Origin of the sequence: Haliscomenobacter sp., assembly GCF_033763495.1 — a bacterium.
GTDB lineage: Bacteria > Bacteroidota > Bacteroidia > Chitinophagales > Saprospiraceae > Haliscomenobacter.
Map to the genome: position 1 here is coordinate 1 of NZ_JANRKL010000102.1, position 14,517 is coordinate 14,517.

At 48.5% G+C, this 14,517-nt stretch carries 11 protein-coding genes; 7 read left to right on the forward strand and 4 right to left on the reverse strand.

What is annotated here, in order from left to right:
• Window positions 1-38: 38 nt before the first annotated feature.
• Complete coding sequence (gene atpA, locus SFV55_RS10830) at window positions 39-1,640, forward strand: F0F1 ATP synthase subunit alpha (RefSeq protein ID WP_320029517.1); 1,602 nt, start codon at window positions 39-41, stop codon at window positions 1,638-1,640.
• A 6-nt stretch (window positions 1,641-1,646) separates the two neighbouring features.
• Window positions 1,647-2,540: an ATP synthase F1 subunit gamma gene (atpG, locus tag SFV55_RS10835; protein WP_320029518.1), complete on the forward strand. Its 894-nt coding sequence runs from the start codon at window positions 1,647-1,649 to the stop codon at window positions 2,538-2,540.
• A gap of 77 nt (window positions 2,541-2,617) precedes the next feature.
• On the opposite strand, the gene SFV55_RS10840 is transcribed toward atpG, so the two are convergent.
• The 4 genes from SFV55_RS10840 to SFV55_RS10855 form a co-directional block, all read right to left on the reverse strand.
• Complete coding sequence (locus tag SFV55_RS10840) at window positions 2,618-3,259, reverse strand: Crp/Fnr family transcriptional regulator (RefSeq protein ID WP_320029519.1); 642 nt, start codon at window positions 3,257-3,259, stop codon at window positions 2,618-2,620.
• Window positions 3,260-3,405: 146 nt separating this feature from the next.
• On the reverse strand, window positions 3,406-4,371 hold the full coding sequence (locus SFV55_RS10845; protein WP_320029520.1) for an NAD(P)-dependent alcohol dehydrogenase: 966 nt from the start codon (window positions 4,369-4,371) through the stop codon (window positions 3,406-3,408).
• A gap of 261 nt (window positions 4,372-4,632) precedes the next feature.
• Window positions 4,633-7,071 carry a TonB-dependent receptor gene (locus SFV55_RS10850; RefSeq protein WP_320029521.1) on the reverse strand — a complete coding sequence of 813 codons (2,439 nt, stop codon included), beginning with the start codon at window positions 7,069-7,071 and terminating at the stop codon, window positions 4,633-4,635.
• Window positions 7,072-7,575: 504 nt separating this feature from the next.
• Window positions 7,576-9,960, reverse strand: coding sequence for an ABC transporter permease (locus SFV55_RS10855; protein WP_320029522.1), 2,385 nt, complete (start codon window positions 9,958-9,960; stop codon window positions 7,576-7,578).
• A gap of 213 nt (window positions 9,961-10,173) precedes the next feature.
• Here SFV55_RS10855 and SFV55_RS10860 point away from each other — a divergent pair, with 213 nt between their 5' ends.
• The 5 genes from SFV55_RS10860 to SFV55_RS10880 all read left to right on the forward strand — a co-directional run bounded on the left by SFV55_RS10860 (window position 10,174) and on the right by SFV55_RS10880 (window position 14,463).
• Window positions 10,174-10,371: a hypothetical protein gene (locus SFV55_RS10860; RefSeq protein ID WP_320029523.1), complete on the forward strand. Its 198-nt coding sequence runs from the start codon at window positions 10,174-10,176 to the stop codon at window positions 10,369-10,371.
• Window positions 10,372-10,390: 19 nt separating this feature from the next.
• Entirely contained in the window at window positions 10,391-10,627 is a 237-nt protein-coding gene (locus tag SFV55_RS10865; RefSeq protein ID WP_320029524.1) for a hypothetical protein, read from the forward strand.
• On the forward strand, window positions 10,581-11,006 hold the full coding sequence (locus SFV55_RS10870) for a type II toxin-antitoxin system VapC family toxin (RefSeq protein ID WP_320029525.1): 426 nt from the start codon (window positions 10,581-10,583) through the stop codon (window positions 11,004-11,006). Before SFV55_RS10865 ends, SFV55_RS10870 begins: the two co-directional genes overlap by 47 nt.
• A gap of 126 nt (window positions 11,007-11,132) precedes the next feature.
• Window positions 11,133-12,728 (forward strand): GDSL-type esterase/lipase family protein, encoded by a 1,596-nt coding sequence (locus SFV55_RS10875; protein ID WP_320029526.1) that lies wholly within the window; start codon window positions 11,133-11,135, stop codon window positions 12,726-12,728.
• Window positions 12,715-14,463: an MBOAT family O-acyltransferase gene (locus tag SFV55_RS10880; protein WP_320029527.1), complete on the forward strand. Its 1,749-nt coding sequence runs from the start codon at window positions 12,715-12,717 to the stop codon at window positions 14,461-14,463. Before SFV55_RS10875 ends, SFV55_RS10880 begins: the two co-directional genes overlap by 14 nt.
• The last annotated feature ends 54 nt before the right edge of the window (window positions 14,464-14,517 follow it).

The following is a 14,517-nucleotide window of genomic DNA, read 5'->3' on the forward strand; positions in this document are numbered from 1 at the left end:
TCATCTGCTCTCACCGGCAGGTGCAAATTCGATAAACAATGGTTGATGTAAGACCAGAAGAAATTTCTCAGATACTCAAGCAGCAGATCTCTGGATTTGGATCTGCTTCCGAATTGGAGGAGTTTGGTACCGTACTACAGGTAGGCGACGGTATTGCTCGTGTTTATGGTCTGAATAGTGCTCAGGCCGGTGAATTGGTAGAGTTCGAATCAGGCGTACAAGCCATCGTTTTGAACCTGGAAGAAGACAACGTAGGGGTTGTATTGATGGGTGCCGGCGACGGCATCAAAGAAGGCTCCCGCGTAAAACGCACCAGCCGCATTGCTTCGATTGAAGTAGGCGATGGTTACCTGGGTCGGGTAGTTAACCCGCTGGGCCAACCCATCGACGGTCGGGGACCAATCACAGGTGCCAAGTACGAAATGCCATTGGAACGCAAAGCTCCCGGGGTAATTTTCCGCCAGCCTGTAACCGAACCGCTGCAAACGGGTATCAAGTCTATCGACGCGATGATTCCAATCGGTCGTGGCCAGCGCGAATTGATCATTGGTGACCGCCAAACGGGTAAAACCGCCATTGCGATCGACACCATCATCAACCAGCGTGAATTTTACGATCGGGGTGAGCCTGTATTCTGTATCTATGTAGCTTCTGGTCAAAAGGCTTCTACTGTAGCCAACGTGGCCAAAACGCTGGAAGATGCAGGTGCACTGCCATACACCGTAATCGTTTCTGCATCAGCTTCTGATCCTGCTCCATTGCAGTTCTACGCACCATTTGCGGGTGCTGCAATCGGGGAGTTCTTCCGTGATACAGGTCGTCCTGCCCTGATCATTTACGATGATCTTTCCAAGCAAGCTGTAGCCTACCGCGAGGTATCCCTGCTGCTGCGTCGTCCTCCCGGTCGTGAAGCTTATCCTGGGGACGTATTTTACCTGCACAGCCGTTTGTTGGAGCGCGCTGCCAAAATCATCGCCAACGATGAAATTGCCCGCAATATGAACGACTTGCCCGATTCCCTGCGCAACGGAAAAGACGCCAACGGCCAACCCATCGTAAAAGGTGGTGGTTCTTTGACGGCCCTGCCGATCATCGAAACCCAGGCTGGTGACGTTTCTGCATACATCCCAACCAACGTAATTTCGATTACCGACGGTCAGATCTTCCTCGAATCAACCCTGTTCAACGCGGGTATTCGCCCAGCCATCAACGTAGGTATCTCCGTGAGCCGGGTAGGGGGTAACGCGCAGATCAAGTCGATGAAGAAAGTATCGGGTACTTTGAAACTCGACCAAGCGCAATACCGCGAATTGGAAGCTTTTGCCAAGTTCGGTTCCGACCTCGATCCTGCTACCCTTGCGGTATTGGAAAAAGGAAAGCGCAACGTGGAAATCCTCAAACAACCACAGTACTCTCCTGTATCGGTAGAGAAGCAGGTAGCCATCATTTACCTGGGTACCAATGGTTTGTTGAAGGATGTACCTGTTAACAAAGTACACGAATTCGAAGATTTGTTCCTAACTACCTTGGAAGGACGCTACCCAGCCGTTTTGGCAGCGTTTAAAGCGGGTAAACTGGAAAACGACGACTTGGCAAAAGTGAAAGAAGTTGCCGCTGAGTTGACCAACCAATTCAAGTAATCTGCCATGGGTGCAAACTTAAAAGAGGTTCGCGAACGGATCAAGTCGGTGGTAAACACGCAACAGATCACCAAAGCCATGAAAATGGTTTCGGCAGCGAAGTTGCGCAGAGCCCAAACTGCGATCCAGCAACTGCGGCCTTATGCTGATAAATTGAACGCGATGCTGCGCAACATCCTCTCCAACCTGGAGGGCGATGCCAGCACAACCTACGGCCAGGAGCGCCCAGTAGAACGTGCCTGCATTGTAGTGGTGACGTCCAACCGTGGTCTTTGTGGTGCCTTCAACACCAACGTATGTAAGGCAGCAGTAGCGACCATCGAAGCGAAGTATGCTGGTGTGAGGGCCAAGGGCAACCTGGATATCCTTTGCATCGGCAAACGGGGAGCAGAATTTTTCAAAAAGCGCTACCCGGATTGCCGGGTGATCCTTGATCACATGATGCTTTTTGAAGACCTGAGCTCCAACAACGTTGGAACGGTATCGGGCAAATTGATGGAGGCCTTCGTAAGCAAGGATTACGATGCGGTAGAAGTAGCCTATGGCCGCTTCCGCAATGCAGCCATGCAATATGCTGAAATTGAGCGCTGGTTGCCAGTTGCCAAATTGGAGGTTCAAGCTGGGGCCAGCACTAAAGCGGACTACATCTTTGAACCAACCAAAGAGGGCTTGTTGGAATACCTGGTGCCCAGCATCCTGAAGACCCAGTTCCAGAAATATCTCCTGGATACCCATGCTTCAGAACACGGTGCCCGGATGACGGCGATGGACAAGGCGACTGAAAACGCCAACGACCTGCTCCGCGACCTGCGCATCAATTACAACAAGGCCCGCCAGGAAACGATTACCAATGAGATTTTGGAAATCGTAGGTGGTGCTGCGGCGTTGTCGTCGAATTAAGGAAATACAGAGAAACAAAACGAAGGATAAAAAGGGGTGTGGCACTGAGAGGTGTTGCACCCTTTTTGGTTGTTTTGTTATCGCTGCACCCTCGATGCATGTATCCTCCCCCGGATTCGACTCAAAGACTCAGGTTTGATGCCCAAATAACTCGCCAATTGATACTGTGGCACCCGGTTTACCAAATTGGGGCGGGTGTTTAGCAAATTCAGGTAACGCTCCTCAGGGCTGGAAGCCAGATAAAAAGCCATCAACTCGCGGAATTGCCCCAGTTTTTTCTCCGTTTCAATGCGGCAAAGGGATTCGATGCTGGGAAAAAGGCGGTACATTTTTTCTTCCTGCGCCTGCGTGAAGGCGGACACGGTGGTATCTTCCAGGCATTCCCAGTATTTTCGACTGGGTCTCCTTTCTATTTTGCTCAAATCATCGGAAATGGAATCCCCTTCCAGGTAAAATTCGCTGGTTTTTTCCTCCCCATCCACCAGGTAATATTCGCGAACGCAGCCTTTAAATACGTAATAACAAACCTGGGGAATTTGTCCTTCGCGCAAGAGCAAACTACCTTTTTTCAGGGTTTTTATGGCCGTTTCAGCTACAATGCGCTGGATTTCCTCTGTCTGGAGAGAAGTATAAAAATGCAGATTCTGGATCAATTTGTCGGTGCATTGATCTAGGCTATAGCAGGGGCTGGAAATAACAGCTTGGTTCGCGGATTGCATGGGCAGCTCATTTTATGGAATTGCCCAAAATACCCTTAGCGCTGCGGACCTGCGTTTAATTTTCGATGAAAGCAAAACTTGCCTCGACTCAATGCACAAGGGGCGATAAAAAATTAAGTGATCATTTTTGCCCCACTACCAAGTACTCAGTCTGCCAGGTCGATGATCACGTTTCCGATTTTTTGTCCGCTTCCTACATATTCGAACGCTTCGCTGATTTTTTCCAAAGGGTAAGTTCGATCAATGAGGGGCTTGAATTGACCGGCTTCTATCAATTTTTTCATGTACTCCAAACTGGCCTTGATGTTAAAGGGAATGGGGAAAACCACTTTTTTACTGCCAAAAATTCGAGTAAGCAAAGGCAAATAGAGGTTTTGCCACCAAGGCCCCAATTCAGACGAAATGTAGATGCCTCCTGGTTTCAAGAGTCGTTTGCATTTAAAAAAAGTACTTTTTCCTACGGCGTCAAATACATAATCGTAGCTTTCTCCTTGCTGAGTAAAATCCTCTTTTTCAAAATCAATAACCTTTTCAACCCCAAAGGCCTGAATCCGCTCCACGTTTTTAGTGCCACACACCGCAGTGACTTGTACGCCTAAATCGTGTAAAATTTGTATTGAGGCTGAGCCGATAGCCCCAGTTCCCCCATTGACCAATACTTTTTGGCCGGGAGTGACCTTTAGTTTGTTGATAAAATTAATGGCGTAATGGGCGGCTTCGGCACTCGCTGCGGCTACTTCGTAGCTGGCATTTTCAGGCATTTTTAACACATTTCCACTTGTGGCGATGCAAAGGTATTGGGCATGCGACTCCAGTCCGTTGTCATTAAAACCCCATACTCGATCGCCAATTTTAAAGTCTTTTACCCCTTGGCCAACCCCTTCGACCTGCCCGGCAAAATCCGTGCCTGGAATCGGCAATTTGGGCTTCCTGAAACCTGTAAATGCCCGGATAGCCAGGGGCCAACCCGTCAGTACCGCACAATCGGTACGGTTGACGGTAGTGGCATACACCCTGACCAAAATTTCGTTCGCTTTTGGCTGGGGTTGGGGTACCTCCCTGATACTCAGTTCCTGGGGAGGACCGTATTGGTAACGAATTGCTGCTTTCATGGTGAAATGGTTTAGGAGGGTTGAGGAAAATTGAGAAGATGAGTCATCCCGAAATTTTGGGATAACAAACCGCGGATGCGGTTGAACTTTTTGCTGAATTGAGTTCAACCACTGCCGTGGTTGCCGCCAATTTGCCCCAACTATTTACCCCGGACGACCGGGGCTATTATAAATTCAATCGCTCCGCGATTAGGTTTATGCCCGATTTTGACTTTTCAAAAATTCGGCATGACTCATATTTCTCAACTTCCCTCAACTTTTTTAAAAATATACCCGGTACATCAAGTTGGGAAACACCCCAAATTGAGTAAGGTAACCAATGTTATTGGGTTTTGATTCATCGTAAAATTCCGAAATTTTCCCCTTATTGTTGGTAACATTGTCGAGGTTGAGGAAAAGTTCGTGGGTGGCACGCAATTGATTCCATTTGTAACTGGCAGACAGTATGACCTGGTAGGTATCGCCCAGGCTGCGTTCATAAGCTTTGCTGTAATCCCAGAAGCGGTTGGCGCCAGGGTCAACTGCCAATTGACCATTGTTGTTGCGCAACAGCGGGATGATCTTGCGGCCACCGCCGAAAAACACCTTGGCGTTGAATCCCAGGGTGCGGTTCTGTTTGGGGCCCAGTTTGGGAATCTCCTTGCCAAAAAGGAGATTAAGCAGGTAGTTGCCATTGTAGGGTGTGTTGCGCTCTACGCCTTCCAGCGAGCGGTATTTGGATTGGTACAAAGAAGTGTTGAACAAAAAATAGTAATTGCGGTGGAAAAAACGCTCCAGCGTGAACTCAATGCCGTAGTTTTTGCCCGTACCCCGATTGACCAAATCCACGTAGCGGAACTCCAGGCCTTCATTGATGGTGGCGTAGTAGCTCGTATCCAGATTTTCAACGGGCAAGTTGAAGAGGTCTTGGTAGTACAGTTCCACTTTTGCCATGAGGTGTTGACCAAAGCGTTTTTCAAAGCCCAATACAAAATGATGGGCTTTGAGCAGGTCCAGATCGCGGTTTACTTCCGCAATGGTGCCATCGGCTTGTTTGACCCGGGCGAAATAATTGTGGATGCTTTCCATGGTGCTGTGCAGGCCATAACCCGCGTGGATGGCACTACCAGGACTGAGTTGCCAGTTCAGGGCCAGGCGGGGCTCGATTGTGCTTTTTTTATTCAGGAGTACATTCAGGTTGTGTACTCCTGCTACGATGCTTAGGTCGTTGTTGAGCAGGTGTTTCCAGTTGACGAAGTTGCGCAGGGTAGCTACGTTTTCATTAAAATCGATCAGCTTAAAGCGGGTAGAACCGCCCTCGATGATTTGACTTTGCTCGAATTCATAGGCAAACAGGCTGTATTTGTTGCCAATCTGGATTTTGTTTTTGGCGTTGAACTTGTGGTGATAAGTGAGTTCAGCCCGGTAGGTGGGTTTTGCCAAACGGCCGCTGAAGTTCAAATTGCGACTTTGGGCAGAATCCCGCAAATACTCGCCGTTGGGGCCATAAATTTTGATGAGTTGGGACTCGAACACATCGTCCCGGATGCCCTCGTTGGAATAAGCCAGGCTGGTTTTGAGGTAACTGCGCGGGCTGAGGTTCAGGGTATGGTTGAGGCCGAGGTTGAGCAAATGGCTGCGTTTTTGGTAATCTTCGCGGATTTCACCGCGCATGCCATTGCTGCCCGGCGTTTCCCAAAGGGCGGGAGTGACATCGTCGAACAAAAAACTGCTTGTACCACCCAACCCAAATAACGAAAACACGCCTATTTTTTTGGTGGGCAGCACTACCTTGAAGGCGGCATCCTGAAAATTCAGGGCCCCGTTGACGTTGTCGACCAGGCCAATGTCTTGGATCAGTGAAACGGTGGAATAGCGGTAGTTGACGAGGTAAGAGCCGCCGTAGCCTTTTTTGAAAGGGCCTTCTAAGGTCAGGTCGGTACCGATCAGGCCAAAGCCAAATACGGATTCAAATTTTTCATTGTTACCCGCCCGGAGTTTTACATCGTACACACCGGACAATACATCGCCAAATTCAGCAGAAAAGGCGCCCGTATGAAAATCGGAAGTAGCCAGGATGTTGTTGTTCAGCGTACTCACCGAGCCGCCTACGGAACTTTGGTCGGCAAAATGGTTGGGATTGCTGATCTGGATGCCTTCCAGCCGCCATTGCACGTATTTGGGAGAATTGCCGCGCACTATGATGTCGTTGCTGCCATCTTGGGTGCTGGTGATGCCCGCAAAATTGGAGAGGATGCGCGAGGGGTCGTTGAAGCCGCCAGCGTAACGGTTGGTTTGTTCGGGCGAGATGGACCGGGAGCTGATCATGGCCATGTCGTTGAGGGCAGTGCCTTTGTTTTTGTCCTCAGTAATGATCACTTCTTGCATCTTGATGGCTGATTCCTGCATGCTGAGGTTGAGCAGGGTTTCTTTGCCGGAATTTACGACGATGTTGGGGATGATCGCGTTTTTGTAGCCCAGGTATGAAACTTGTAGGCTGATCCGGCCAATTGGGACCTTGTCCAGCCTGAAATTACCCTCGGCATCGCTGGCCGTCCCCAGCAAGGGATCGCTGCCCAAAATGATCACTTGTGCCCCAATGAGTGGCATTTTACTGTCTTCGTCGAGGACGGTACCTCGGACGGTTTGGGTCAGGTTTTGGCTGAATAAAACGGCAATAAAAAGAAAAAGGAAGATTGTCGTTGCACCGATTCGCTTCATTGTAGTCGAGTTTTGAGTGAATTGATGGTGCAAAGGACGGGGGAGTGGAAGTTTAGTTCATTGACTTTGGTTAAGAAGTGAACTATGAGTCATCCCGAATTTTTGAAAAGCCAAAATCGGTCATAAACCTAATCGCGGAGCGATTGAATTTAGAATAGCCCCGGTCGTCCGGGGTAAATAGTTGGGCCAAATTGGCGGCAACCACGGCAGTGGTTGAACTCAATTCAGCAAAAAGTTCAACCGCATCCGCGGTTGCGAAACCTTTTGCTATCAAAATGACCCCGGACGACCGGGGCTATTCTAAATTCAACCGCATCCGCGGTTTGTCATCCCAAAAATTCGGGATGACTTATGTTTTGATTCAAGGAACGTAGAAAAATAAAACCTGTAGCCCACGAAAGGCTACAGGCAAACACTAATAATGTATGAAATAAAGACAATGATTTACATGATTGCAATGGCGATTTTTCAATTGGAAAAACGTTCTCAACGAAGGACGATTGTTTATTCCGATTTAAGCGACTTCACCGGATTCGCCAGCGCTGCCTTCACACTCTGAAAACCCACCGTCAAAGCCGCAATCGCAAAGGTGCTCAACAACGATAGCGCAAATACGCTCACCCCGATGCTGATGCGGTACACGTAATCCTCCAACCAGGCATTCATGGCCCACCAGGCCACTGGAGCAGCCACCACAAAAGCAATCACAATCAGGCGCATGTATTCTTTGCCAAACAACCACAAGATGCCTGCGATGCTCGCCCCCAGCGTTTTGCGGATGCCCACTTCCTTGCGTTTTTGAGCGACCATGAATGCGGCCAAGCCATACAAACCCAGGCAGCCAATAAAAATAGCAATCCCTGCGAAAATGCGGATCAGGCGAAGGAGCATGGTTTCAGTTTCCAGGAATTCGCCCAGTTGTTCATCCATGAAGCTTTGTTCGTAGTAGTGATCCGGGTACAAACTTTCCCAGGTTTTTTGAATTTGAGCCAGGGCCGGAGCGGGGTTGCCCGGGCTGAGTTGTACTGCGCAAGTATAATAACTCTGAGCGTAGGTACTAAAGGCGATTGCCGAAATTTCCTGTTCCAGTGACCAGTTGTGAAAGTCACGCACCACCCCTACGATGGGCGCTTTGAACTCGCCTACCTGGATGGTTTTGTTCAAAATTTCCTCGGGTGAGGCCAGGTTGAGTTTTTTCACAAAGGTTTCATTGACCAAAAATTCGCGTACGGTATCGCTGGCTTGCAGGTTACGACCAGTGGCCAGTTTCAGGTCGAAGGTTTCGAGATACCTCGTATCGATGGGTTTGTCGTTGACTACCCACTGCTCGGGTTCGGGGCGATTGTTGTAAAAGATTCCGGTTTGATTGTTGGAACTGGCTGCGGGTGCCTGGTAGCAAAGGGACACATTTTTTACTCCAGCAATTTGTAACAATTGCGTTTGTAGGGTTTTCATGTTGGCTTGATCGGGAATTTGCAGGTTCACGATCGCCCCGGGCCGGAAGCCCCAGTCCACATTTTGGGCATAGTAGATTTGGCCAGTAATCACCGCTGCGCTGATGATGAGCACCTGCGAAATGCCAAATTGGGTGGTCACCAGGATGCGCCGCAAGGAGTAAGTGCCACTCTTGGGCATTTCGCCCATACCTTTCATCGAAATGATGGGATTGAATCTTGCCTGCATGAGCCCCGGGTAAAAACCAGCCAGGAAGGTGAGCAGAACTGCCAGCATCAACGTGAAACCACCCAACAACAAATACAAACGATTGTCAAAAACGATGTCTTGTTTGAGCCAAGTATTGAGGTAAGGTTGCACCAGAACGGCCATCAATATGCCCGCCAGGATCGAAATGCTTACAATCAGGCCTGTCTCGGAGATAAACTGCCAAAACAATTGCCCTTTGGTGCTGCCCAGCGCCTTGCGTACGCCCACTTCGCGCCCACGGGTGAGGGCTTGCGCGGTGGCCATATTCACAAAGTTGAAGCAGGCGGTAAAAATCAAAAACAAACCAATCATGCCCAGGGCCCAAAGGAATTTTTTGTCGATGCCAAAACCATACGCTTTGTCAAAATGCAGTCCGAGCATGGGCTTGGCCTTATAGGTAAACAGGTCTTTGACTTCTGGGTGTGGATGGTCTTTGCTGAATCGGGCCATCACCGGATTCATCTCTGTAAAAGCATGCCCCTCTTTTAACAGGACAAAACAAAGGGTGCCTCCACGTGCACCGCCCCAGGACTCCAAGCCAAGGCCGCCGGAAATGGAATCATTTTTTAAAGTTGCCCAGGAGGCCAGAATTTCTTGTTTGTAGTCGGTGTTGTGGGGTAAATCCTGGAGGACACCCACTACTCGTAGGTCAGTACGGTTGTCCTTACGGATTATTTTGCCTAGGGCAGGTTTGTTGCCGAAATACTTGAGTGCCAGTTTTTCGGTGATCAATGCGGTGTTGGGGTGTTCCAGCGCCTTTAGGTCGCCCTGCACGAGGGGCAGATCAAGGATGTCAAAATACTCGGGTTGAATCCAGGCAAATTTTTCTTGCTCTTTGTATTTGTCCTTGTCCCCCTTGTTATTGTTGATGCTGATGAGTACTTCGTCTTCACCCATCACCATGGCCGCTTTTTCCACAAAGGCACATTCATCCCGCAGGGTGGATGCCATGGGGTTTGGTGCTCCCGGAAATGGGAAAAAACCATCTGTTTTGACATCCATCACGATGCGCATGATGCGATCGGCTTTAGTATGGTAGGTGTCAAAATTGGTATGGTGCTGGATGAGGGCAAAAATGAGGATGCTGCAGCCAATACTCAGGCCCAGCCCGAGAATGTTGAGTAGGGCGTAGTCGCGGTGTTTGGCGAGTTTGCGGGTGATGAGTTTGAAATAGTTTTGAAGCATGTTGGTTTACTTTAGAGCATTGAAAGGAGAAGCTCAATTTTTGTACCAAGTATGTATATTTTTGATTTTTAGATTTTTATGAATTTTGTGGGAATGGAGAAGTGTTCGGTTTTGAACAGTGATGTCCGCATGGCTACGAACATTTGGAGTGATAAAAGCTTAAACCTTTTCCAATTGTTTTGTATTTCAGGGCTCAAATAAAACAAGTTAAAAATGCTTACCTCGATAGAAGGCTTTTATGAAAATGGAGAAATTCATTTGGATGAAATTCCTCTGATCAAAGATAAAATCAAGATAGTGGTGACCTTTTTATCGAAAATAGAGGTCAATCCAGCGCCAAAACGCCGCTTAGGTAGTTTTAGACCAACCAACTACAAAACATATTTTGACAAGACAATGAAATTCCTGTAATTTGCACAAAAGATAAAACATGATCGTCACCATCGAAACTTCGGGCATTCAAGAGGTTGAGCAACTGTTGTTGGTGCTTAAGTCATTGAATATCAAGAGCGTGAAAATACAGGAATCGCCAACAAACCCAAAGCCTATCATCACCAGAGGGAATAAAAAATTAGACCCAAAAGAACTTTTTGGCATTTGGCAAGGCAAACCAAGGACAATTGAGCAAATACGCTCAAATGCTTGGACCCGCAACTGGAACATTTGATATGGTGCTCTGCGATACAAATATCTTCATTAGTGCCTTCAACGGGAGGGCTGATACAATCTACCAGCTGGGTGAAATTGGCTTGGAGGAGATTGCTTTGTCTGCCGTTACCGTTATGGAACTCTTACAAGGTATGGGCAACAAGAAAGAACTTGCCAAAATGAAAAAGAAGATAAAATATTATGACACCGTGCAAATTGATGAAACGATATCGCAAAAAGCAATTGAGTTTATTGAAGCCTATAAACTAAGTCATGGTTTGCAAATACCCGACGCAATCATCGGAGCAACAGCCGTTGTACATCAGATTCCGCTGTATACATACAATTTAAAGGATTTTGATTTTTTGCCAGGAATCATCTTGTATCAACCTGCTTGAAAATTCCCCATTCCCAAATTTTTCCCTACCTTTACCCCAATCCAAAGACCAAACCCTCGTATTCTTTCCAGCCACCCATGAACCTGAGACGCCCCTACATCCTCGAAACCTTATCACATTCAGGTCATGTTACAATTTCCCCTTAAGATTTGCCTGAGCCTGGTACTGGCATCCTCGGGTTGTGCCCCTGCGGCCGAAAAACCCAAAGCTGCCGTAGCGGCCAAGGTAGTGGTGGCCAAGCCCATCGCCCCCGCCCCAAAAGACACCATCCCTAGGCCGGCGGATTTGGACCCGGCCCAATATCCCTACATCGATTTTGGCGCCAATGTCATTGAGCGCAAAGAAAGTTTGGAACCCTTTTTCAAACGTTTGGACGACCTGCGTACGGGTAAGTCCAATCAGGTGCGCATTTTGCACATTGGTGATTCGCACATTCAGGGTGATTATTTCACTGGTTGGATGCGGGCTTTTTTCCAGTACGAATATGGTGCAGCTGGGCGCGGTTTGGTTTTTCCTTACCGTCAGGCCGGAAGTTACAACGCCCGCGATGTAAAGAGTAGTGCAACGGGCAGCTGGCTGGGACGCAGAAGTACCTTCCAAAACACCGAAGTGCCCGTTGGCATCAGTGCGATGGGGATGCGTACCTACTCCGAAAACTTTGAACTCGACCTTTTTCCTCAAGATCGTTATGGGCTAGATCAACGTTTCAATTCGGTGACCATTTTTCACGAAAAAGGCCCGGAAATATTTGACATGTTGCTCGAAACCGGCAATACCCCCCAGGTTAGCCCACCCAAACCCACGGGTAGCAAAGCCATTGCCGCCAGCGTGGTCAGCAGACCGATTATTCCCCCCACCACGACCAAGCACAAAGTGCGTCCCGGGGAGTCCTTGTACAGCATTTCGCATAAATACCGCTGCAACATTGTGGAACTCCGCAAACTGAACAACCTGAACAGCAATTTGATTCACCCCGGTGATAACCTGACCATACCCGCTTCAAAACTGGTAACTCCGCCACCTGCCCCAGGCCCGGTTCCAGATCTGACTACTTTTGTTACCGCTGGTTCAAAAGTGGTGGCTGGTGCCGTTGATGCCAATCAACCCTTTCATAGCATAGTTCATCTCGATACCCTCACAAATTTGTTGCGCTTGAAGGGCCTGAAACGCCAGCCCCGGCAGGAACGGGCTACTTTGTTTGGATTTGTGCTCGAAAACAATACCCGTTCAGGTGTATTGTACTGTGCGGCAGGGGCCAATGGAGTGACGTATTACCACTACAACCACGCCGAATACTTTGTAGATCAGGCGAGCATGTTGTATCCAGATCTCATCATCATTACCCTGGGTACCAACGAATGTTTTTTGCCAGCTGGCAAAATGGCTGAGGTGGATCGGGAAGTAGGTGCTTTTTTGGGCAAACTGAAGGCGAAAATGCCCCAAGTGCCTATTTTAGTGACCATTAACCCAGATGTACTAAAAAATAAATCGGTGGAGAATACCATAGGTTTGCAGGTTCGCGATATCTTGCGCAGGCAAACGCAAGAACACAATGTAGCCATGTGGGATTTGCACCAAATCATGGGTGGACTGGGCTCGATGCGCCGCTGGCGTTCCGAGAATCTTGCGCAAGCTGACGGAATTCATTTTACCGAACGAGGATATTTAGTGAAGGCGCAATTGCTGTACGATGCGCTGAAAAAAGCCTATGCCGCCAATTAACTGGACCGACTTTTCAGGATTGTGGACTTATGTAGCATCCAGGCCCCTGCTGTTTAGCAACCTGGAGTTCTTCATACTGTTTTTTATTTTTTACACCTTGTACTTGTTGTTGCTGCGCAGTTTCAACCTGCGTTTACTGCTTACTACCATTTTTTCCCTGTTTTTTTACTACAAATGCACCGGAGGGCCAGTGAATTTGTGGGTTTTGTACACCTATCCTTTCATGCTCCTGATATTTTCTACGGTGGTGGACTTTTTCCTGGGGCACTTTATTTACAAGGCCAATGGCAAGGGTGGCAAATTGTTCTTTTTGATCCTTAGCCTGGTCTTCAACCTGGGGATGCTGGTATATTTCAAATACACCAACTTTTTCATCGGCATCTTCAATTACTCTTTTCATACCGATTGGGCGTTGCAAAACATCTATTTGCCCGCCGGGATTTCATTTTTTGTGTTCCAGACCTTGAGTTACAGCCTGGATGTGTACCGGGGCTTGATCAAACCAGTCAGCTCCGAGATGAAAGACTTCCACTCTTTTTTGCGCAGCTTTTTGGACTTTGGTTTTTTTGTAACCTTTTTCCCACAATTGCTGGCCGGGCCAATCGTTCGGGCCTACGATTTTTTGCCCCAAATCCGCCGCAAGCCCATCCTGAGCAACCAACAAATGAGCCGGGCGCTGATCCTGATCATGGGCGGATTGTTGAAAAAAACGATCATTTCCGATTACATCAGCATCAACTTTGTAGACCGGGTTTTTGAAAATCCATCCCTGTATTCCGGGCTGGAAAACCTGATGGCGACTTATGGTTACGCCATCCAGATTTATTGCGATTTTTCGGGTTATTCTGATATGGCCATTGGTTTGGCCCTGTTGTTGGGCTTCACCTTGCCGGACAACTTTCATACGCCTTATCGTTCGAGCAGCATCCAGGAGTTTTGGCGGCGCTGGCACATTTCCTTGTCCAGTTGGTTGCGCGATTATTTGTACATTTCTCTGGGTGGAAATCGCAAGGGGAAGTTTTTTACCTATTTCAACCTGATGATCACCATGGTGCTGGGCGGTTTGTGGCACGGTGCCAGCTGGGTCTTTATTGCCTGGGGGGCGCTGCACGGCATTGCGCTGGCGATTGATCGGGCCATGTCGGGCAAAAGCCGTTTTTGGGGCAACCCGGCCATGCGCGCCTTTATCATCGTGGTCATGGTGCAGGGGACTTTGCAGTTTATCCTCTACACCCTGTCCTCGAGTGGAGGAATCACTCCTGAACAAATGTCAAGTTTGACCTGGGCCAACCTCGCCTTTTTCAGCTTATCCCTTTTGCTCACTTTGTTGGCGACTGTGGTGGATGTGATGAGCAACCGGCTGATTATTGGCCCCTGGGTGGGTACTTTTTTGACCTTCCATTTTGTTACTTTCTGCTGGATTTTGTTCCGGGCCGGGGCTTTGAATAACCCTAATCCGCCCTTGGACACTACGGCGGCGGTACTGACTCAAATTGGTTCTTCCTTACATCCAGAATTGTGGGGACAGTTGTGGGATGGCTACAAGCAGGTCTTGTTGTTGATTGGCCTGGGCTATTTGTTGCACTTCTTGCCCACCCGCTGGTACAATTTCTGGGATGGTTTGTTTGAGCGCAGCCCGGCTCCGGTGAAGTCGCTGGTATTGGCCTTTATCGTTTGGCTGGTGATTCAGACGGCGAGTGCAGAGGTGGTACCGTTTATTTATTTCCAGTTCTAGTGTTGTGAGTACGTATCTGGGGTGATTCCTTTAGTGCCTTCGGTTTCTTGGGTG